We start from the raw sequence: 24335 nt of genomic DNA, 5'->3' as shown, positions 1-24335 counted from the left end.
AATTTTTGGGGTATTGTGCATTTTAGCTGTAATGAAAGTGTAAATTATCTTCACTCACTAAAGTCTTCAATTGTTGCAAGTTGTCATCATTTGGGTAGACGCGCCAGTGCTCGGATAGTCCTACATTGGCAATACCATATACGTCATAGATGCTTAGTCCAAGTGGTAAGCAGTTGTCATTGATAGAGGCATCCGTATTACTTAATGCATTGTTTGCATAACTTTGGAGCATGCCGTTTTGGTTCATTGCATCATGGTTCATATCGTTCTCTAGCGCCAACAGATCATTGCCATTTTCATCATATAAGCTGCCGCCCATGGCAGGATCGTAGGCGTTACTGCCAGCACCGCCTTGTTCGTCTTGTTCTTGATTATAAGTTAATCGCGGTTCAGGTATGATGTCAGCTTGGGCTGACTTGAGTAATGGCTGCAAGCGCGTGAGCAGGTCAATGTCATTGCCATGAACTTTGATACTGATTTTTTTGAGCCAACGCAAGCGGGCATCGACCATACTCATGGCGCTATCAAGGCGCGCAAACAAGCGCCCGTCACGCTCGCGGATGCTGCCTTTGATGATGACGACTTCATCGATTTTCAATTGTTCTTTGACACGGTTGAATCGCTCAGCGTAGCAACTGACTTCTAGCCTTGATGTGCCATCATCTAACGTAATCACGTTGCGATTACCGAAGTTTGCGATATCTATAATGAGTCCTGCAAAATAGCAGCTGCCGTTGTAGCCAGTATCTGCCAGTTTATTGAGGCGAGCGCCTGAGGTATAGCGTTTTAACTCATCCAAGTATTCATTAATTGGATGACCCGTTAGGTACAACCCTAAAGTGTTTTTTTCCGCTTTTAGGCGATGCTTGTCACCCCAAATCAGCTCAGGCGTCATCACGAGCGGCGGCGCGGCAACGACCCCATCCATCTCACCGAACAAGTCCATCATGCCAAGCTCATTATTTTGCCGATCTTGCTCAGCAGCTTGTACCGCGCTTGGTAGCTGGCTCATCAATGCACCGCGAATCTCATAAGCTGCATCGGCTGGTAAGTCGGGTCGTAGCGTCGCGGCAAAGTCATCAAAACAGCCTGCACTAACCAATGCTTCGAGAGTACGCTTATTGACCTTTTTGATGTCCACACGGCGGCAGAAATCATATAAGTCTTTAAAAGGACCATCAGTGCGACGGGCATTAACGATCGACTCGACAGCCCCTTCGCCCACGCCTTTAATCGCTCCAAGACCATAAATAATATTGGTCGGGGTATCCGCGACGAAGTGCCATTCACTGCGATTGACCGATGGATTGACCACCGTCAACTCAAAATTTTCGCGACAGTCATTGATAAAGAACACCACGTTGTCGGTATTGTTCATATCTGACGTTAATACCGCTGCCATGAACTCGGCAGGGTAGTACTGTTTTAGATAAGCCGTTTGGTAGGCGAGCACCCCGTAAGCGGCAGAATGCGAGCGGTTAAAGCCGTAGCCTGCGAATTTTTCCATTAGGTCAAACACGCCGCCTGAGGTGACCTCGTCGATACCTTGCGAAGTTGCCCCAGTCACAAAGATATCGCGCTGCTTTGCCATCTCTTCAGGTTTTTTCTTACCCATCGCACGGCGCAGCATATCAGCACCGCCTAAGCTATAGCCTGCCATCACCTGTGAGATCTGCATGACCTGTTCTTGATAAACGATAACGCCGTTAGTGTTTTCTAAAATCGGTTCGAGATTGGGATGGTCATAAATGACTTCCTCACGGCCGTGCTTACGGTCGATATACATCTCTACCATACCTGCATCAAGCGGGCCGGGACGATAGAGCGCACACATGGCGATCACATCTTCGATATTGGTCGGCTGTAGTTTGGCCAGATACTTTTTCATGCCCATACTTTCTAGCTGAAAGACGGCTGTTGTTTTGGCATCTTGCAGTAATTTGTAGGCTTTGACATCGTCTAATGGTAAGTCTTCTAAAACTAAGGCGGGCACGTTTTCTTTGACACGGCGCAAGTTGATGTTCTCAACCGCTGCGTTGATAACGGTTAAGTTACGTAGACCCAAAAAGTCAAATTTTACCAGACCGACCGCTTCGACATCGTCTTTATCGAACTGACTGACACGGTGCCCATCATCATCACAATAAATCGCGCTAAAGTCCGTGATCTTATGCGGTGCAATCAGTACACCACCAGCATGTTTGCCGACATTTCGGCAGACACCTTCAAGCTTAATTGCCATCTCCCAAATCTCAATAGCATCTTCATAGTCCATGTTATCAGGGTTAGAGATTAAGTCTTTGAGCTGTGGCTCTTGCTCAAGCGCTTGGCTGAGGGTGATGCCGGGTGTTTTGGGAATCAGTTTGGATATTTTATTAGCCAAAAAGTACGATTTGCTTTGTACACGTGCCACATCGCGCACCACCGCTTTTGCGGCCATGGTACCAAAGGTGATAATCTGTGAGACCGCATCACGACCATAGGTCTGCGCCACATAGTCAATCACGCGATCGCGACCCTCGATACAAAAGTCGATATCGAAATCGGGCATGGATACCCGCTCAGGGTTCAAGAAGCGCTCGAATAACAGATCATAATGAATAGGGTCAAGGTCGGTAATATTGAGCGCGTAGGCGACCAGAGACCCTGCACCAGAACCACGTCCAGGACCTACGGGTACGCCGTTGGCTTTCGCCCAGCGGATAAAGTCCATTACGATAAGGAAGTAACCGGGAAAGCCCATCGATAGAATAATATCCAGCTCATATACTAGGCGCTCGTCGTATCTTTGACGAAAGTCGCTCCAGTTATCTGTACGTGCCTCGACTGGAAAGAGCTTATCTAAGCGCCGCTCAAGACCGCGCTGGGACTCTGCACGGAAAAACGACTCAATCGTCTCGCCTTCAGGGACAGGAAAATCGGGCAATACATTAATGCCTAGCGTCAAGGTTACATTGCAGCGGGTAGCCAAACTTAAAGTGTTATCAACCACTTGCGGAATATCAGCAAACAGCTGCGCCATTTGGTCTTGGGTTTTTAGATACTGCTCATCTGAATAGGTCTGCGGGCGGCTGGGGTCTGCTAAGACATAAGAGCCTGCGATACACACGCGAGCCTCATGCGCATCAAAATCATCTTGCGCTAAAAAACGCACATCGTTGTGGGCAATGATAGGAATGTTGTGTTTGGCACCTGAGTGAATGGCCGCCCTAATAAAGGCATCTTCGCCTGAGCGATTGGTACGCTTGATGGCAAAGTATAAACGATCGTCAAATTTTGCTTGCCATTCTGTGAGCAGCTCATCGGCTTTTTCTGGCATCGAGCCAACCAGTGCTTGGCCAACGTCTGATTTTTCGGTCAGTAGTACAATGACACCTGCCGCATGCTCTAAAATATGACTGCGTTTAATCACAGGTGTGCCATGGTTGACAGGATCAGCGCGACCTTCGGTAAACCCAAGCGACACGATGCGAGTAATGTTGTGATACCCTTCATTATTCATCGCAAGTAGGGTCAGGCGTGTGTCCTCATTATCCATAATGACGTCACTGCCGATAATGGGCTTGATACCCGCACCTAGGCAAGCACGATAAAACTTCACTGTGGCGTACAGGTTAGACAAATCAGTCAGTGCCAGCGCACGCTGATTGTCGGCTGCGGCCGCTTTTACGAGCGGTTTGATACGCACGATAGAATCGGTGATGGAGTATTCGCTGTGGATGCCAAGGTGTACAAATGCCATAGAAGACTCTTACTAGTACGATCAAAAATAAGCTGTCACTATAAATAAATGATGATTATCAATCGGTTATAGCGATGTCGAAAAGTAATTAAGACTTCGACAGCCATCTTGATACGCTTTAAATGGGGTCGTTAATAATATCATTATTTGCGGCAGACAGCCACTGATTGCAAGGGTTTAATCTGAGTGAAATAAGTCACTATACGACTTCCAATAGGTCAAATTGCATATTAAAAAGCCCTCTATACATAATGTATAGAGGGCTATGTTATTGATAATTAAAAACAGTTTGATCTAGTATCCAACCACCGCTGCATCAACTATACGGGGATCAGAAGAGCCATAAACGCCGTTTGGTGTGAGCATAATCGACTGCGTGGAGCCCATGGCTGATTTTGGACTGACCGTGTGACCCATAGATTCCAATTTTTTGATCGTATCGATATTCAGTGCCTTTTCGACTCGAATCTCGTCAGGCAACCACTGGTCATGAATGCGCGGCGCGTGCGTTGCTTCCGCGATATTCATGTCGTGGTCGATGACGTTGGAGATGATTTGGGTGACCGTGGTAATGATACGACTGCCACCTGGACTGCCCGTGACGATATAAGGTTTGCTGTCTTTGAATACCAGTGTCGGGCTCATCGAGGAGAGCGGACGTTTATTGGCTTCAACGGCATTTGCTTCGCCGCCTAGCAGGCCGTAACCATTGGGTACACCCGGCTTGGCAGAAAAGTCATCCATTTCATTATTGAGCAGAATACCTGTGCCCTCAGCCACGAGACCAGTGCCATAAGAGAAGTTCAACGTATAGGTGTTGGCGATGGCATTGCCGTCTTTATCAACAATAGAGAAGTGCGTGGTCTGATCGCTTTCATAGGGAAGCGGGTTGTTGGCTTTGATGGTAGCTGCTGGCGTGGCTTTGTTCGAGTCGATTAACGTACGCAGTTTATCTGCATAAGCTTGTGAGGTTAGGCCACTGGCAGGGACATCAATAAAGTCAGAATCACCGAGATACTCAGCGCGATCCGCATACGCCAGTTGCATGGCCTCGCTCATCAAGTGAATGGTTTGTGCGCTGTTTTGACCGTAGTCACCCAGTGGGTAGCCTTCTAGAATATTTAAAATCTGCACGATATGTATACCGCCAGAGGAGGGCGGTGGCATCGAGACAATCTCATAGCCACGGTAGTCGCCTTTTACAGGCACACGGGCGATGGCATCGTAATCGGCTAAGTCTTGTAAGCTCATAGTACCGCCTGCCGTATTGACCGCGTTGACAATTTTACGTGCGGTTTCCCCTTTATAAAATCCGTCCGCCCCTTGTGCCGAAATCCGTTTTAATGATTGGGCAAGTTCAGGCTGTTTTAACTGCTCACCCGGCTGATAAGCGCTGCCATCCGCTTTAAAAAACACTTTTTTGGTGCTTGGCCATTTTTGCAATCGATCACTCAAAGCAGTAAGCGAATCGGACAAACCTGCGGTGACCTCTATACCATCTTCTGCCAATGCAATCGCTGGTGCCATGACTTGCTCGCGGCTCATCGTACCATGCTCTTCTAGTGCTTTTAACAGTCCCGCTACCGTCCCCGGCACCCCAATGGCTAAGCCATGATAACGAGATAAGTCACTAACTGCGTTGCCCTCATCGTCGAGATACATATCACGAGAGGCGCTACTTGGTGCCTTTTCACGGTAATCAAGGGCGACTGTTTTGCCTTGATTGGCATCATAAATCATCATAAAACCACCACCGCCAAGGTTGCCCGCGCGCGGTAAGGTCACTGCTAAGGCAAAGCCCACTGCGACCCCAGCATCGACGGCATTGCCACCGTCTTTTAAAATCTGCAAGCCAATATCAGAAGCAAGCGCTTCTTGGGTGGCAACCATGCCATTTTTTGCCCATAGCGGATGGTGAATCGCATCTTCAGAGTAGATTGCCTGATCGCTATTGGCATTGTTGGACGTGGTTTTGAGAGTGCTGGTTTTGGCTCGTGTGATGCGTTTGGTTTCAGATAGGACGGTTGGATTGTCCGTCATGATGGCTAAATTGATTGCACTGGTATTGATAGAGGTATTATTAAGCGTCGCGCTGTTTGCCGGAACGGTTGGCTCAAGTGCATGGGCTGAGACAGACAGTAGCAAGGCGCTTGTGATCAGCAATATATTAGTTTTTAGCTGGTTTTTGGTTTTTGAATGAATCTGCTGAGCAGTCTGATCAGCATGAAAAGGGAGTCGTGACATCGCAAAGTCCTTTTTGGGCGAGTAAAGATAAACCATTAGAGAGATGTCTGAATGATAGCGAAAATAACGAATAGTAGAAAGTTGTTTATTAACTTCTACAATGAGGTGTTGATACAAGATGAGCAACTCTGTCAGTAATTTCAGTTGTTTTCATTCAAGCACGACCTAGCATAATTGCCTCGTTGTATAGAGGAAATTACTTCTCATTGAAGTTTTCCTTTAAAAAATATACGCTAAGCTTACTAAACTGTAACGTCTTGTGATATAAATAACAGTACTACTGTACACTCATTATCGATGAGTCTATTTACAAAAAGAGACTGCTATGCCATTACGTCATTTGAACACCTGCAATCAACAACGTTTTACTGAGACTACGCCTGCCTGTTTTTCTAATACTAAGCGCCATAATGATCGTTTATATCAAACCTGCAAACTGACTTCTATCGCACTGTTAGTGAGTAGTGCATCACTAGTGCTCGCAGGTTGTCAATCTGCATCTCCTATATCATCGAATACAGGGTCGACCAGCACACTGATAGACTTTAGCAGTGCAGATACCGCGCAGAGTCAAAGCCAAGGACGCGCCTTTACAGCCAGTCAAGATGCTCAGGCCGAGCGTTACGCGCAACTGTTTGATCAAGAAAAATACCCGAGTACTGAGAACCAAGCTAAGACGCATTTACTAGCTGCGATTCGTCAGCACTTAGCGACAGAGCATGTGGCTGTCGCCCAAGCGAACTATCAGTCAGTACCGTTCATCGATGCAGACAGTATCGATGCAGGATCAACCAGCTTGCTCAGAACGATCATAGAAACCTATGCCTATCAGCCTGAAGGGATGGTCGATGAATATCAGCCTTATAGCGATGATTATGACGATTCATTGCAGTCTGACTATTACAAAGACAAATACGGTGAGAGTGACCCTGCCGAGGTAGAAAGAAAAGCCATTGCCGCGATATTGGCCGAAGCCGGTGAAAATGAACCAGTAGGTGATCCCAACGCTGATAATAAGTATGGCTATGATAAAGACGGTTATGGCAGCGATGACTACTATAGCAGTGACGACTATGAGGACTATGACGACTATGGCAGTGGTACAGGGGGTGCGCTCTCAGGTATGTCAAGGTTAAACCCAAAGACAATGGCTGCAAAATATGAAGCCATGCAATTGGCAAAACAGCAGGCTAAGACAGAGGCATCAGCTGATGATAAGCCCTCGATGTCTCCTACTGGGTTGATTGGTAATATACTGACCATGTTCCACCGTACGCCAGAGCAAATCGCCGCAACTAACGCCTATCAGTATCAGAACTTGACGTTCAATAGCGTTAGCCAATATAACCCTAAGCTACGACAACTACAAAGTGTCTATAGCTACGATTACGCCACACCAACGATCAGCTCATCTATACAGATTCCTCTCGCATTTGATTTTAATAACAGTAAAGTCACCGTCGATCCATCGGCCATTATGCCACTTGTCGCCATGGTCAATCCTGAAAACACTCCTTTACCTGAACAAATGGCTGCACATACGGTAAGTTTTGGTTTACCTGAAAGTGTTACCGCTCAGTTGCCACCAGCAGTACTGTATGACGCTGTGCTTAACGCTATACAGCAAAGCATGGCAGAATTGGCACCTGAGCACTTTAGCGCGGTAGATATTGATGGTGATGCATTTGCCAAAGAAGTCGGCGCGACCCGCGCAGTAAAAGTCTATTTTGGTAGTCAGCAAAGCGGTGAGATGATTGGTAAAGTGCTAAAGTATGTGACGCAGTCGTTACAAGCGCATGTCGATGCCAATCCAAAAAAATACCCTGATGGCGCTATGCTAAAGACTGCACTTGCCAAAGCGCAGCTGTACAACAAAGGCTATCAAAGTGCTGATGTGGGCTCACTGTTGCAGCTCATCGAAGCTATTGGCCCCATCTCATTTAATCAAATCAATTATTACTACTTAGACAGCTCAGATCGCCTACTTGCCAAGCAGCAGCGTGTCAATATTGGTAGCGATTTTATGGGCTCTACGACGACTATGCTCAATCAAATACGTTATGACAAAACCAGCTTTAATCGTCATGCATTAACGCCATTATTGGCGGAATCGTTTGGTCCAAAAGCTACCGCTCCTATCGATGGTAATGCATGGATAGCCGCACAGCGTGAGAAAAAAGACAGACTACAGCTGGCACGCTATGCCCGTTATGACTATCAGGATGATGAGCTAGAGAATTATTACAATAGTGATGACTATAACAGTGATGACTATGAGCATAACTATGGCGAAGAGGCCATCGAGCAGAGCCGTACCTATAATGGCGAAGATGATACAGATAATAAATAACGACTCAGCTGCATTATCTCACTGCATTTACGCTCATATCTATTAGGAATAAATAATGAAAACAATATATAAAACCATCGCTCTACGTTTACCACCTATGATGAAAGCCAATCATTTGTTGACCAGTGCCTGTCTATCAGGGGCACTACTATTAACAGGTTGTCAAGCCACTAATGTCAGTCAGGCAAGTACGGCAGCTAAGCCATTACCTAGTACTGCAAAAAAGACATTGGCAAATGCGTTGCAAAAACAGCGCCGTCAATCGTTTAGCTACCATAGCAACCTTGAAATAAGTAATGGAATCAGCAATAACCGACCGCTGACTGCTACAGACAGCCGACACATGGCCGTAGCAGACTATGTGGATCAACACTGTGAGGAGGCGCATGACCAAGCGTATGCAGCGCTGATATTGGAGGCAGAAAACCAAAACAAAGAGGTTCTAACAGCTGATTACGATGCTGAGCGCGGTAACATCAAGCAGTCGTACGTCGAATGCGTAAAGGCTTACAATGCTTGGAACGATCATTATTATGATAGCACTATCAAGGTTGCACCAGAGTATCAGGCGCTATTCGATGATTATGAAGACAAACCAAAACCACTAGATAACAAAAAAGCGCAATTGCTTGATGAGTATTTGCTACAACCATTATCTATCGATGCGCAAGGAATCTACCAACCACTAGCGGGCAAGACGACGATGCTTGCCAGCGCCCAGTATCAGGCGCGCAACCACTATAGTAGTATCAATCAGCCTATTTACGTTGATTTAAAAAACGGTGATATCTATCTATGGGCAGATAACCTTGCGCTGATCAACTCTGAGCTGTTAGATGATAAGCTTGGAGAAAAATGGCGTAACAAATGGCTAAAAATAGCCATCGATGATGGTACATTGCCCAAAGGGTTTGGTCGTGCGGTAATAAAAAGCCACTTTGCCGCGTTAGATATGACTTATGATGCAGCCCCAGTTGGTCAGTTTGATTATGTCGCGCCCAACACACTTACGTCAGTATCCCCGAAGCTACCTGCCCATCAGCTATCAGCAATGTTGCCAAGCGAATCTATTATTCGCCGAGTACAGAGTTTTGATGATTATCTTGACGATTATAAGAGTTATATGCAGATTTTCTATGATCGTATCAGCAAGCAATATCCAGAACTCATTGAAGAAGCGGCGCCTATGACAGCCTTTGAGACGATTCAAAACCCACAGGCATTCACTAGCAAAGCGATGGTACAAAAAATACTAGCGATGATAAAAGAACAAATGAACGATGACGTATCAGAGGCGCAAGCAGCTGCCCACACAGAGGTACAAGAGCTATATGGTTTTGATAAAAAGGGTCAGCTCAAATGGCAGCATGTCCATCGCAAGCTTGATATCGACAACGCCTCTGATAAAAGCAATCATATGATGATAGACGTGTTGCAGCAGTACGCTGCTATCAATACCAAAAATATGGCGTTCCCAAATCTACCACGTGATGTTCAGTCGCCGAATACAAGCAATAGTATCGATCTTAGAGAATACGCGCCAGAGTTACTGCAATATTACCGTGATGGTAATGGCACGGTAGTGGGTAAGATGATGTTCAATATGCTACCGATGGCCAAAGAGCGTCTTAGTTCGATTGATTAATGCGTAAGACCAGTCGTTGATGAGCAGAAAGATTTTCAATAAAAAAGCGCACCGTTTATACGATGCGCTTTTTTGTTCATATAGCGATAGGCACTGTAGCGATGGGTACTATGTCGATAAGCACTATAAAGACAAATTAGTACCGATCAGTACAGTGGTGTCCGCTTACATACCTGGACGTTGCTCATCATGACCTTTACGGTCTTTTGAGTGCTTGCGTCCTTTTTCTTGTCTTTCTGATTTCATTTGTTCCATTTTTGCACGCTGTTCAGCCGTTAGGACTTGAGAGATAGCATGCTGAGTTTGTACACGCTCGATAAAGCGTTGTTTGGTTTTGGCCGCTTGTTGATCAGCCAAGCGGTTTAGCGCAGCGTTATTTAGTGTGCTTGCGTTGGTCAAAGCTTGTATTTGCTGATCCATCTGCGCACGCTCTGCTTGATGCTGTGCACGATCAGCAGTACGATCGCCACGCTTTTCTTGCATGATGGCTTTGATTTGGGCTTGCTGTGTGGCCGTTAGATCCAGCTTTGACATTGGACCTTTCATAGCGCCATTTTTATGTTTTTGTTGCATTTGAGTCGCGGGTGTTGTATCGGTGGTTGCATTAACACTAGTACAGGCGGTCACGGTAAACACGCTAGAAGCTGCTAATACTGAACCTAATAATAATTTTTTCATGATGAGATCCTTTATGAAGTTGAGTGTGGTTTAGTAGACACTAAAATCTTATCTTGCGAGCATCCTTTTCCAGACTGCGGCACTCGCTGCTGATAGGAGCTATATTACGACAGTTAAAGGTTACGAACATTTATGAAGTATTAAGAAAGGTAACGTTTATAGCGAACTGATACGCGCATGCCTGATAATATGGATAACCGGACCAATGAAAGCCAATTGAAATCATCAAAAGTAAAAGGAGAGGCGTATGCCAAATATACTGATAGGTGATGATGACGAAGAGTTAACTCAGTTATTACAAGAGTATTTGTACAATCATGGCATCCATTGTGACTGTGTTCACGATGGCGCTGCGGTTATACAGCGATTAAAAGCGGTGGCGCACGACGATGCTGCCTACGATTTACTCGTGCTCGATATCATGATGCCCAAAATAGATGGGCTGAGCGTACTGCGTCAACTGCCAAGTATCAGTGATATTCCTGTGATTATGCTGACAGCAAAGGGGGAGGAGATCGATCGTATCATCGGCTTGGAGTTAGGCGCTGATGATTATATCACCAAGCCCTGTAACCCGCGCGAACTGCTGGCACGTATCAATGCGGTGATCAAACGAACCAATACCACCACATCTGAGCATACACCGCTACCAGAGAGTCGCTTATATCTTGACCAAAACCAGCGTGTCTGCGAGATAGACGGCGTGGCGTTACAAGTGACTGGGACAGAGTTTGACTTGCTTGTGGCACTACTTAAGCAAAAAGGAGAAGTGGTGAGTAAGGCATGGTTATCAGAGAATGTCTTGCAACGTGAGTTGCAGCCTTTTGACCGTAGCCTCGATGTGCATGTGTCTCGCTTGCGCAAAAAATTACAGCCTTTTCATGACGAACCAATTAAAGCGGTGCGTGGAAAAGGCTATCAACTGGTGATCTAATGACAAACTCATCAATAAAAGCGCCCCAGCAGGACACTAACAAAAACGCTCAAAAATCACCCAAGCTAAAGGTGCGTGTGACGCTGTTTTGGCGTTTGTTTTTGAGCTTATTGCTGACGATCCTGATTACCTCTATTTTATCCATTGTGGTCGAGCGCTGGTTGGCCGAAAAGGAGCTGACTGCTCGGATGGATGTGCAAATTGAGAGCCTATTAATTAAACGTCAAGAGATGGCTGCAGCACTACGAGTAGGCGACTTGACCACGGTCACGCAGATGTATCGTCAGGATAGACGGCTGATGAATCAAATCAGAGTCTACGACGAGCAGGGCGCTATTATATTTCCGCGATATCGAGACCGAGAGGATCGAGCACAAGAGCGGCTACAGAACGGTCAGCAGTCAGTTGAGCGTGCTATACCACCGATGCCGCAGCCCAGAATGGACAACAACGATAGACCAAGAAATTATAATGACGAGGTACCAAAAAAACCGCCGACGGTCTTGCATGAGATTTTGAAGCCATTAACCTCGAGTAGTGCTGCAATTGCAGAGATAGATGCTCGTCCTGAGCTGGCCGACATCTCGGTTGAGCTGCCCGATGGGCAGTCAGTTATCATACAGCTGCGCCCGCACTTGCGTTTCTCAGATGTCGTTGCGTTGCAACACGGCAATTTTCCGATACGTCTGCTCTTGATTATCGTTTTTAGTGTGTTGATCTGTGTATGGCTTAGCCGTACATTGACCCAGCGTATCGGGCATGTACAAAGCACGGTTCACCGTATGATTGATGGGGATTATCAAGCCAATCCAGCATTGTCAAAAATGGGTGATGATGAGCTTGGGTTACTGGCCAAAGACGTGGCGCATTTGTCGACGAGACTGGCTGAGAGTGAGCTGGCGCGCAAACAAATGCTAAGCGATATCTCTCATGAGCTACGCTCACCGCTTGCACGACTTGATGTGGCAACTGAGCTGACTCGCGACTTTGCCCCCAATGCCAATCGCTATCTAGACCGTATTGACAAAGAGTCTACGCGGATGAATGAGCTGATTGAACAAATCATTCATATTCAATCATTACAAATGCAGCAATATACGATCGACAATCTAGAAAGTGACGTCGTCAATTTGACTGAAATTATCAGTGATATCGGACAGGATGTGTGTTTTGAGTTTCAGCATAAAGAAGTTCACTGGCAGTGGCAACCACCTGAAGATTTGATGTCCACTGAGACAAAAAACGTAAAAGATGCTTGGACGATACAGGGCAATCAGGAGCAATTGCATAGCGCGCTCGAAAACATCATTCGCAATGCTTTTATGCATACGGCTGCAGGTTCGACAGTCATTGCTGAGATGAAAGCAGTTCAGACAGATGATGGTCGATCTGCCATTCAAATTAGCGTAAAAGATGAAGGCGGCGGTATAGCGGATAAGGACCTAGAACGTATCTTTCAGCCATTTGTGCGGTTAGACTCTGCGCGTCATCGTGATACTGGGGGGTATGGGTTGGGATTGGCTATCGTTCACGCTGTTGTGATGGCGCACAAAGGCTCTATCACGGCCTACAACCGACAGGATGGTATCAAAGGATTGATAGTACAAATCGTTTTGCCTATGAAAGAGAAAATAAAGTATTAAAAAGCAGCTTAAATGAATCGTTTTCGCTCATGCATATATGTAGTGTACATAAGTCCATAACCTGTATGAGATTATGGACTTATGTTTATAAAGAAGCATCGTCTTGACAAATGCACTCAATAATAAAAATCTATTATATTCACAAATATGAATATAATAGATGAACGGTATTAAATCACGGACGAACGGTATTGTCTCTCTCTATATATTCGGTAATACTAATATATAAGAGAGTGATACATAACTTACAAAACGAAACGTCTTACTTCTTAAACCTTAATATCAGTAATACTTAAAAAGGCTTTACTACCGCACACATAACTCGTCTTATTTTGTCATATCGACTCTCTTGCAAGATGGATTTTATCTCTGATTTTTTAAATCTGACAAATCTGTAAGGGAGTACATATCATGAACCGCATCTATAAAGTCATCTGGAATGAAGCCCTAAATTGCTTTACCGCAGTCGGTGAGTATGCAAAAGGGCATGGCAAATCTTCCAAATCTAGTGTCAGTGCTAACACAACCATCAGCACGACATCTCGTTCATCTACTATCAATACACTACGCCTGAGTGCCATAGCACTTGGGCTCATAACGGCTGGATTCGGCATGCAGGCAAGCGCTGTGGGCACAGAAAATCACCATAATGGTAACTATAGTCACAGTCATGGTAGTCATGGTGTCCATAGCCACACCGCTGGTAACAACAGCCATAACAATTCAGGTCAAGGCAACCCCGGAAGTTCAATAGCACTAAAATTTGAAGGCGATAATGCTACAACTATTACACGCAGTAATGGTGAGACGCTCAATATTTTGGGCGGTGCAACAGGAGCGCTAACGAATGGCAACATCGGGGTCTTTGGTATAGGTGATACTTTGACCGTTAAACTAGCAGAAGATTTGACGGGTTTGGAAAGTACTACCTTTAACAGCGGTATTGTTATTTCATCCACTGGTATCAATGCTGGTAATAAGAAAATAACCAATGTAGATAATGGGCTGGTTAGTGCTAGTAGTAAAGAGGCGGTCAATGGCTCACAACTGCATAGTTTAACCAATACCGTCGCCGCTAACAAAACCAAGTACTATAGTGTCAATTCAACTGCCTCTGGCAATGCCAATAACGATGGCGCAACCGGACCCAATGCTATGGCAATGGGTGGTAATGCTAGTGCTACTGGCGGGCAAGCTATTGCTATTGGTAGTGGTCAAAGCGGTCAGAACACCGTAGCGAGTGGACAACAGTCTATCGCCATCGGTGCAAACGTCGTGTCAACAGGGCATTCTTCTATCGCCATTGGCGGCGATGATCTAGATGATGCCTCAAAAGCCAATATCGATGGGACCTCAGTATCCACACTCAATGGCGGTGATGTTAATACTACTTTCTTCTCCTATACAGGACGTGATTTGGTTGAGACGCCGCGCTACAAGGTAAATACCGAGTCAGGTGGTGCCGCCTCTATAGCTATTGGGGCAAAGTCGTTATCTGAAGGTGCACTATCTACCGCTGTTGGCGTACAGTCCTCTTCATCTGGTGTTGCGTCTTCTGCCTTTGGCATCGGTGCTTCAGCAAGCGAAAAAGGATCAGTCGCACTTGGTGCAGGGTCAGTGGCCAATGTTGCAGGTGGCGCTATAGGTTATGATCCAACAGGTAATGATAATGCTGCAATCATAGCAACCCAAAGTGGCGCAAGTTATGGTGCTGTTTCAATCGGGACCGGAGAAGCAGGTGGTACTCGTCAGATTGTAAATGTCGCTGCTGGTACCAATGATAGCGATGCAGTGAACGTGTCTCAGCTAAAAGCGTTAGATGCTGTCGTTGCTGACATTGATTTTCCTATCCGCTCTAGCAATACACAGCCATACACCACATCAGTAACAGGCACTGATGCGCTTGCCGTTGGCTCTAATGCCAATGCAGACGGTAGTAGCTCAACCGTTATTGGAGAAAATGCGTTTGGAAAAGGAAATGCGACCGTCATTGGTGAAGGTGCACGATCTTCATTCAATGGCTTCGCGGGTGGTCAAGATGCAAAAGCAGGTGTTAATTCAGTTGCGATAGGTCAACGAGCCACAAATGGAAATGCAAGTCGTGCAGTTGCAATAGGCTATGAAGCAAAAGCAACTGCCCAAGACACCGTTGCACTTGGTCTTGGTGCGCAAGCCAAAGCGCAAGGCGGTGTGGCACTTGGTAAAGGTGCTAGTGCCAATGCTCTAAACAGCGTGTCTTTAGGTCAAAACTCTGTTGCTGCGTTACAAAGTGGTGCTTCATTTTTAACCAACGTTGCTGCTGATGCCAATAACGGTACAGTCTCAGTGGGCGCTGTTGGAAGCGAACGTCGTATCATCAATGTGGCAGGTGGCTCAGCAGACACTGATGCAGTGAATGTATCTCAGTTAAAAGCGGTTGCAGACATTGCAAATGAAGGCTGGGACATCAGCGCACAAGGCGACAGTACTACCGCAAGTACGGTAGAACCTGGCGACTCAGTAGACTTCAATAGTAAGAATAGCAACATCACCGTCTCCAAAACCGCAAACAGCAATGATGTCTCGTTCGAGCTTAACAACAACCTAGACCTAGGCAGTAACGGTAGCGTGGAAATGGGATCAAATGCTCCCTTTGGATTCGGTAGCACCACAACACTTGATCGCTCTGGTCTGACAACAGGCAACTCATACTTTAGTACAACGGTAGATGGCTTAGGGGTCAGAACAGGCAATGCATTGGCTAGTACGACAGTCAATGGCTTAGGCGTATTTGTAAATGGTCCATTGGGTATTCCTAGTACTGCTTTAACTGGGAATGGGTTAACCATTATCGGTGGCCCAAGCGTAACAAGGTCTGGTGGTATTAACGCCGGAAATAAAAAGATTGTAAATGTTGATAATGGTGAGAATCCAAATGACGCCGTCAACGTCAGCCAGCTCAATAGCTCATCTGCTGCTGCCAGAACCAAAGTGGTCAAAGGCACTAATGTGGCCAGTGTGGACTTTTCAACTGACAATAATACAGGCCAAGACGTTTACACCGTCAATGCTAATGGTACCAAAGTATCAGAAGGATCGTCAGCAGTAAAAGTAAGCAATACTACTGATGGCAATAATTTTACTGACTACGCCGTTGACTTAAGCGATGACAGTAAAGCCAGTTTGGGTAAAGCGGATAGCGCGCTACAAATGGTCGTCACCCAAATCGATGGTGACGAGGTTAAAACCCTGGACCAAGCTGACAATACTGCCAATTTCTTAACTGGTAAGAACATCGTTCTCACCGATAAAAATGGTGATATCGAAGTCGCAACAGCCGCTGTAGTTGACTTCACTAGCGTCACTACAGGAGACACCTTACTCAATACAGGTGGTGTTAGCTTCTTAGGTGGTAGCAGCGTCAGACTGAGCAGCACCGGTCTTAATAATGGTGGTAACAGAGTCACTGAGGTTGGTGATGCTATTGAGTTAGATGACGCAGTCAACCTCAGTCAGCTAAACAGTGTCACAGAAACAGCCAATAGAGGCTGGGACATCAGTGCACAGGGCGACAGTACTACTGCAAGTACGGTAGAACCTGGCGACGCAGTAGACTTCAATAGTAAGAATAGCAACATCACCGTCTCCAAAACCGCAAACAGCAATGATGTCTCGTTCGAGCTTAATGACAATCTTGATCTAGGCAACAACGGTAGCGTTAGTACAGGTAATATCTTTGGTGGTACTCAAGTTAATCGTTTGGGTATGGTCACAGGTGGCCTAGCTATGGGCGGGGTGACAACGGTTAGCGGGCTTGGCGTGAAAGTAATAGGTACAAATCCACTATCTAAGGCAACGTTGACCAGTGATGGTCTAAGCATGTTCAATGGCCCAAGTATTACTAAATCTAATGGTATCAACGCTGGAAATAAAAAGATTGTAAATGTTGACGATGGTGAGAATCCAAACGACGCCGTCAACGTCAGCCAGCTCAATAGCTCATCTGCTGCCGCTAGAACAGAGGTCGTTGCAGGTACCAACGTGGCTAGTGTGATGAAATCTACAGGAGATAATGAGCAAGACGTCTACACTATCAATGCTAACGGCGTCAGCGCTTCAGCTGGATCTGCTGCAGTCACCGTCACAGCGGGTGAAACAGACGAGATGACCAACATTACTGATTATGCCGTTGACCTAAGCGATGACAGTAAAGCCAGTTTGGGTAAAGCGGATAGTGCGTTACAAACGGTAGTTACCCAAATCGATGGTAACGAGGTCAAAACCCTGAACCAAGCGGATAATACTGCCAACTTCCTCACAGGCGACAACATCGTTCTGAGTGCTGATGATGGTGGTATTAGAATGGCCACAGCAGCAGATGTGAGGTTCACCAGTGTGACCACAGGCGATACGGTATTAAATACAGGTGGTGTGAGCTTCTTAGGTGGTAGCACCGTTAGACTCAGCAATACCGGTCTGGATAATGGTGGCAATCAAATCACCAACGTCGCAAGCGGAGTAGGTGATGAGTTCAATGCCGCAAACATCGGTGATGTGAATCGTGCATCGAGCGCTGCTAGAACCAAAGTGGTGAAAGGCACCAATGTCGCCAGTGTGGACTTTTCAACTGACAGCAATACAGGTCAAGACGTCTACACCGTCAATGCTAATGGCGTCAGCGCTTCAGCTGGATCTGCTGCAGTCACCGTCACAGCGGGTGAAACAGACGAGATGACCAACATCACTGATTATGCCGTTGACTTGAGCGATGACAGCAAAGCCAGTTTGGGTAAAGCGGATAGTGCGTTACAAACGGTAGTTACCCAAATCGATGGTGACGAGGTCAAAACCCTGAACCAAGCGGACAATACTGCCAACTTCCTCACAGGCGACAACATCGTTCTGAGTGCTGAGGATAGTGGTATTAGAGTCGCTACAAAAGACGACGTCACCTTCACTAGTGTCAGTTTCACTGACAGTACAGTCCGTTTGAGTAATGAAGGACTGGATAATGGCGGCAACAGAATCACTGAGGTAGCCGATGGTGATGAAGATACGGACGCTGTCAATGTTAGACAGTTAAATGCAACCAATAGTACAGTCGACTTGGGACTGAACTTCACAGGAGATGACACCGCAGCTGTTATCAATCGTAAATTAGGACAAACCTTAACGATTCAAGGAGGTGGGACAGAGCTGACTGATAACAACATCGGTGTGGTCGCTGATGAAGATGGCAACCTAAACGTTAGGTTGGCTGAAGATGTGAGGCTTGGTCGAAACGGCAGTGTGAGAATGGAAAGCACTGTACTTAATAATGCAGGTGTGACCATCACTGACGGTCCTAACGAGACCATCACTTTAAGCAACGAGGGTCTTGATAATGGTAATAATAGAATCATCAAAGTTGATAAGGGGATTGCACCAACTGATGCCGTAAACTTTGCACAGCTCACTATGACCAATGATGAAATCGCCAAAGGTATTAGGGTTGGCGATGGCAATAGCGATAATGATCAGCAGTTTGCATTAGGCGATACGATCAATGTCACAGGTGATAGCAATGTAACCACCACTGCTTCTGCGACTGGGGTAGCAGTCCAGCTCAACAACCAGTTAGATCTTGGTGATGAGGGTAGTATGCAGATAGGCAATAGCATTATGAATAATACAGGCTTTACTTTCATTGATAGTGGTCTGGGCAGAACGGTCACACTCAGCAGTCGTGGTTTGGATAATGGCGGCAACCCTATCAGCAATGTTGGTCGAGGCGAGCTAAACTCTGATGCTGTAAACGTTGGGCAATTGAGAGAAGTGACCATTGCCTTGGATCGAGGTTGGGATATCACCGCTCAAGGTGATATTGCGACTCAGGTAAGACAAGGAGATGCAATCGACCTAAATAGTAGAGATGGTAATATCAAAGTATCTAGAACGTTAGTCAATGATACGGCCACCTTGGATGCTAGCACAGGTTTACGTGCAGCAGCTGTACCTAGCAATCCTAATGACATCAGTTTTGATCTAAATCCAGATATTACCTTGGACAGTGTCACTACTGGTGATACCACCATCAGTGATAATGGGCTGACCATAACTGATGGTCCAAGCATCACGAAAAGTGGTATTGATGCTGCTAATAACAAAGTCATCAATGTTCAAAATGGTGAGGTTTCAGCGACCAGTCAGGATGCGATCAACGGTAGCCAGCTCTATACTCAAGGAGTTGGTATCAGTAGCATCATTGGCGGCGACACTGTCTACAATGCTGAGAGTGGCACCTTTACTAATAGCGATATCGGTGGAACAGGTCAGAGCAATATAGACGGTGCCATTGCTTCTATTAGACAAGGGACGATTGAGATCAACGAAAGCGTGCAAGTGAATACCACAAGTATAGCTACTAACTCGACCAGTATCGCCACCAATACGACGAATATTGCTAATAACGCCAGCAGTATCACAACCAATACCACTAACATTGAGACCAACACGGATAGGCTCGATTCAGGACTTAGCTTTGGTGCAGACAGTGGTGATGACATCAATAAACCAGTCGGAGACAGCAGTGTCCTAAGCTTCACAGGTGGCAGTAACATCACCACCGCAGCAGAGGGCAGTAGCATTAAGTTTGATCTGAATGGTAATATCAGCGTTGATAGTGTCACAGCTGGGACGACAGTCATCAATAGTAATGGTATCAGTATGCAAGATGGACCGAGTATGACAGCCCAAGGTCTATATGCTGGTAATCAGCGCATGACTGGAGTCGCTGATGGTGTCGAGGCAACAGATGCCGTCAACTATAGTCAGCTGAGTGCGCTCGATAGTAGACTAGGTCGCAATATGAGCGATCTTGGCTATAAGATCGATGAAGTAGAAGATGATGCCAATGCAGGTATTTCGGCTGCGATGGCTATGTCTTCACTACCTCAAGCCTATATCTCAGGTAAGTCACTGATCGGCGGTGGTATCGGTACGTACAATGGAGAAAGTGCCGTAGCGATTGGTTTCTCTAAGCTATCTAACGATGGTCGCTGGGTTATCAAAGTGAACGGTACAGCAGATACCCAAGGCAACGTAGGCGGCGCAGTGGGTGCAGGTTTCCATTTTGACTAAAAGGTTTTGGATTATGACGCTTAGTGACCTATAAAAAGCAAGATATTAGATATCTTGCTTTTTTTTGTGGCTGAACAATAAGCATCTCAACCAATGATGGCATAACGATTCTACTATTAGCTGCTATTAGCTGCTATTAGCTGCTATTAGCTGCTATTAGCTGTTATTGGTTGTTATATTGGTGTTTTTTGCTCAATTTGCTACGTCTTGTCAGCTGGATTTATTGAAAATGCAAGAGGATGGGCAGTAGATCTTGCACGCTTTTTTATTTGTCAAGTCATCAAAAAAATCCATATACAGGGTTGTTTTTAATGCGTATTCTATTAGCTATGATGATACCAAACCCATTTGCCCGTCCTATCACTGCTTGGATCACTGTGTTCGTTATTTTACTGCACGGGGTTACGGTGTGGGCGATGGTATCTATGGACAGTCCACCACCGCTGATAGAGACGAGCAGCGCCAACGCTATAGAGGTGGAGTTTATTACACTGTCTTCACAGCCCAAAGAATCAATCAGTACGGATATGCAGCCCAAAACAGTGACGACAAAGCCTGCACAGTCTAATGCGCCTACCGTGAAGCCGCCTTCAATAGAGCGACAGCCTATTGAAACCATATCAACAGAAGGGACAGAGCCTAGCCAGTCATTGTCAGTTGCAAAAACACCCGAAACCTCTGAGACTGAAACTTTAGAGGTTGAGTCCGCTATACCTAAATCCTCGACACCTGAGCCTTTCATACATCATATACAGCAACAGCAACAGCAACAGCAACAGCAACAGCAACAGCAACAGCAACAAAACAAAGATATACCGTCATCAGAAGAATCAACCAAAAAAAACATGACGATTGATACACCGTCATCGGCAGCAAACCTCACGATAGTGGAGTCTAAAAAGGTAGCGAAGACCTCTAAGCAAGCAAACCAAACAGAAGCCAAAGAAGAGGATTATCTGTCCTATATGATTCGTGCTGTGACAGAGAAATACAATAGGGAACAAGCCGTACAGAAGCAGGCAGCAGCCAAACAGGCCAACAGAAAGCGCAACGAACAGGCGCAGTGGCAAGAACAAGCTGCCAACGAAACGGTCAGAAAAATGCTAGCGCTGGCTGCTGCTCAAGCTGAAGAACAAACGATGGATCGATCGGCATCAGACAATGATGCTAGTCAGGCAATTGACGAGGCTGTTTTTTTGGCAGAGTATGGCAGCTGGATTGAGGGACAGGAACCCATTACTAGTATCCCATCGCTAGTATGGCGTAGTGTCGATGGGGAGTTGGGTGACGTCTTTATTGTAATGCTTGAGCTACACGTCGACACAGCGGGCAGTATTACCGAAGTGCAGTTACTTGAATCGTCGGGCAGTCCTATCATCGATGCCATAGCAACGACCCAAGTAAGAGCAGGGCAACTCAATCCAATACAACAAAATGGCGTAGCAGTCGATGCTATCGTACCGATGTCATTGGTCTATGAGCGAGCGAAGGGCTAAAATGCCCGCTCGAAGAACCACCATAGCGCCACTAGAATACCAATCAATGATCCTATATAAAACACACCCCATTTATAAAACTGCGTGTGACGTAGTAATAGTGCTATCGGAAAGACCACAGCGATAAATACCAGCTGTCCCAATTCGATACCGATATTGAAGCTCAATAGCGCCAATACGCGTGCACTTGTGGCAAGTGGCAAGTCGACCAGTACATTGGCAAAACCAAAACCGTGAATGAGTCCAAAAAAGAAAGCCAAATAAACGGCTCGAACGCGTAGCATCGGTACCAAATTATTTAGCGCAGCAAACGCAATAGACAGTGCGATGACGGACTCAATAAAGCGCGCAGGAATACTAACGATTTGTAATGCTGCTAAGCTCAATGTGATTGAGTGGGCAAGCGTAAAAGATGTGGCAATCCAGAAAACTTCGATTAACGCCGCTTTTGGGTTAGAAACAGCTACCAACTGTTTTTGCTGACGTATGTATACGGCAGGGATGAGTAGTACGAACAAAAATAGCAAATGGTCCAAACCGATTAGCAAATGGTGTATGCCACTTTTTAGGAAGTTTGTGGCTATTGCCATCCAACCAGAGTCTGCTTCTGTGCCCAATGGGTTCTGTCCGACTGTCAGTACTTGCAAGGGTGTGTCAGTGTTCGCTTGTGTCAATATTAAGCGATGATTGGCATCAATACCTGCCAATATCTGATAATCAAGACTATCGATTGGCTGATCACAGTTCAATGAAAAACGAGTATATAAGTAATTAAAACCGCCACGAGTGTTGACAGCTAATGGTGCAAAACGTGCTACTTGACATGCTTGCGCTGCGTGAGCCAATGTTACTTTAGAGATTATAAGCTGCTCTATGAGCGGCGTCTGTGACGTCACTTCTGCCCAGCTCACTTGATTATCAGAGTTTGCATCGATATCTATTAATAATGCCAAATCGCGTAGTGATAGCTCGTAGGTAGCGTCATATATAATATCGGTCGTGCTGTCAGACTCCTCAAGTGCGAGATTGAGGTAGGCGGTACTAGACTCATGCGCTTGTGCTAGCGTGCAGGTCAGCATGAGCAATAATACAGTCAAGTAGCGGTACGTATGATGCCAAATAAGTCTACAAAGAATGCTCATAAAGTCTCATCCTTATGCTTAACTGGTATCCATGTATACGCTTTGGTACTCACTTGGTTACTGTGAACTTGGTTACTGTGAACTTGGTTGCCGTGAACGTGGTCATTGTGAACAGAAGCGTTTGCCGCTTGCAGGCTTGATTGTCGTTCACTTGCAGCTTGACAATGTAGGCAATCGCTTATTTTACCCTCACGTAGAGCATGCTCTAATGCAGGATATTCAAACTGCGTATCGGCCATAAACTCGCGTATCAGTTCGATATCTTTTTGGCTGTCAGCTTTTATCGCTGCAGTAGCGTATAGTACGATGTCTGCCGTTTCGCGCTGCTGTTGCCAATTTTCTTGCGCCAGTTGTAGAGCTGAGTCCACTTGATTGGCAAGTAGCGCATAGGTGGCCTGTTCGCGCATATGGGCATCTTCTCGACGTATTTGCCAGACGTTAATACGCTCTTTTATTAATGCTAAATTTTGCTTGGCTTTTGGGTCATTGAGCGCCATTTGAGCAGTAATCAGACGTAGTAGCAGGGCATCTTTTTCGGTATGCGTCTTTAGCAGCTCACGGACTTTTTTGTATTCACCAATACTGAGTAGCCAATCAGCGCGCGCCATAAGTGCAGGCACGGTCTGATCATCTATCGCATCAAATACTTGAGTGGCAAGCACTGTATCGTGGCTACGTAATGCAGCGTCAGCTTGAATCAGATACACCCAGCGCGCTGTCGAAGCGTCCAGACCAGGTGCAATAGTGGCTAGACCATTGAGCGTTGTTTTTGCAGTGTCAAGCTCTCCTGTCATGGTTTGTATCTGAGCGGCACATGCCAGCTCATAGACACGCAGGTCAGGATCGTCAAGTTTTTTACAGTAGCGCATCGCTTCTGTAAATTGCCCTTGTACAAGCAGTAATGAAGAAAGCGTTAGCAGAGCATCTGGATGAGCGGGTTCTTGATTTAGTATTTGCTGCAACGTCTGTTTTGCTTCAGCGAATTTGTGATCCGATTGGAATGCTCGCGCCTGTAGCATCAAGGTATTTATACTGTTGTCTGTACTCTGGTCTAATTGCGCACGTGCTTGCCCGAGTGCCCTTGGGTCACCTTGCAAATAAGCACGCTCGAGCAATTGACTGGTCTGCTCAAGGTTACTTTCTTGTTTATCAGAGGCAAAGTCAGCTACGCTTAGGTAGCGAGGTGGCGGCGAGTTTTCTGGTAGAGTGGCGAGAATTTGTTGACCGTCTGTGGGAATAAATGGGGCAGCATAAACCGCTTGGCTACCGATAAATACTAAAAACAGTAATTTGACAAGTGTCTTAATCCAATGCATAAAAATTACCTTGGCTCAATATATAAAGAAGCACCTAATCAGTAGGC

General features: G+C 46.0%; 11 protein-coding genes. 6 read left to right on the top strand and 5 right to left on the bottom strand.

What is annotated here, in order from left to right; genetic code table 11:
* Positions 1-22: 22 nt before the first annotated feature.
* Together dnaE and ggt are read right to left on the bottom strand one after the other, a co-directional pair.
* Positions 23-3742 (bottom strand): DNA polymerase III subunit alpha, encoded by a 3720-nt coding sequence (gene dnaE / locus AC5JP1_RS04180; protein ID WP_493843258.1) that lies wholly within the window; start codon positions 3740-3742, stop codon positions 23-25.
* A gap of 294 nt (positions 3743-4036) precedes the next feature.
* Positions 4037-5986: a gamma-glutamyltransferase gene (gene ggt, locus AC5JP1_RS04175; RefSeq protein ID WP_493843257.1), complete on the bottom strand. Its 1950-nt coding sequence runs from the start codon at positions 5984-5986 to the stop codon at positions 4037-4039.
* A 325-nt stretch (positions 5987-6311) separates the two neighbouring features.
* Between ggt and AC5JP1_RS04170 the strand changes: the two genes are divergently transcribed.
* Together AC5JP1_RS04170 and AC5JP1_RS04165 are read left to right on the top strand one after the other, a co-directional pair.
* Complete coding sequence (locus tag AC5JP1_RS04170; RefSeq protein ID WP_493843256.1) at positions 6312-8336, top strand: hypothetical protein; 2025 nt, start codon at positions 6312-6314, stop codon at positions 8334-8336.
* 55 nt (positions 8337-8391) lie between these two features.
* Positions 8392-9981: a hypothetical protein gene (locus AC5JP1_RS04165; RefSeq protein ID WP_493843255.1), complete on the top strand. Its 1590-nt coding sequence runs from the start codon at positions 8392-8394 to the stop codon at positions 9979-9981.
* Positions 9982-10146: 165 nt separating this feature from the next.
* Here AC5JP1_RS04165 and AC5JP1_RS04160 read toward each other — a convergent pair whose 3' ends face one another.
* A complete protein-coding gene (locus AC5JP1_RS04160) occupies positions 10147-10659 on the bottom strand; it encodes a Spy/CpxP family protein refolding chaperone (RefSeq protein WP_443524029.1) in 513 nt (170 codons plus the stop codon).
* Between the two features lie 247 nt (positions 10660-10906).
* On the opposite strand from AC5JP1_RS04160, the gene AC5JP1_RS04155 reads away from it, so the two are divergent.
* The 4 genes from AC5JP1_RS04155 to AC5JP1_RS04140 all read left to right on the top strand — a co-directional run bounded on the left by AC5JP1_RS04155 (position 10907) and on the right by AC5JP1_RS04140 (position 21830).
* On the top strand, positions 10907-11593 hold the full coding sequence (locus tag AC5JP1_RS04155; protein WP_493843254.1) for a response regulator transcription factor: 687 nt from the start codon (positions 10907-10909) through the stop codon (positions 11591-11593).
* Positions 11593-13236 (top strand): sensor histidine kinase, encoded by a 1644-nt coding sequence (locus AC5JP1_RS04150; protein WP_493843253.1) that lies wholly within the window; start codon positions 11593-11595, stop codon positions 13234-13236. The genes AC5JP1_RS04155 and AC5JP1_RS04150 overlap by 1 nt, the downstream gene beginning before the upstream one ends.
* A 411-nt stretch (positions 13237-13647) precedes the next feature.
* On the top strand, positions 13648-20334 hold the full coding sequence (locus tag AC5JP1_RS04145) for an ESPR-type extended signal peptide-containing protein (RefSeq protein WP_493843252.1): 6687 nt from the start codon (positions 13648-13650) through the stop codon (positions 20332-20334).
* A 311-nt stretch (positions 20335-20645) separates the two neighbouring features.
* Entirely contained in the window at positions 20646-21830 is a 1185-nt protein-coding gene (locus AC5JP1_RS04140) for a TonB family protein (RefSeq protein ID WP_493843251.1), read from the top strand.
* On the opposite strand, the gene AC5JP1_RS04135 is transcribed toward AC5JP1_RS04140, so the two are convergent.
* On the bottom strand, positions 21827-22972 hold the full coding sequence (locus tag AC5JP1_RS04135) for a HupE/UreJ family protein (protein ID WP_493843250.1): 1146 nt from the start codon (positions 22970-22972) through the stop codon (positions 21827-21829). The two genes, AC5JP1_RS04140 and AC5JP1_RS04135, sit on opposite strands and share 4 nt — an antisense overlap.
* Positions 22969-24288, bottom strand: coding sequence for a tetratricopeptide repeat protein (locus AC5JP1_RS04130; protein WP_493843249.1), 1320 nt, complete (start codon positions 24286-24288; stop codon positions 22969-22971). Before AC5JP1_RS04130 ends, AC5JP1_RS04135 begins: the two co-directional genes overlap by 4 nt.
* Positions 24289-24335 lie beyond the last annotated feature (47 nt).

It is taken from the genome of Psychrobacter sp. H29 (assembly GCF_059073055.1).
This window is presented reverse-complemented; position numbering and strand designations above follow the sequence as displayed.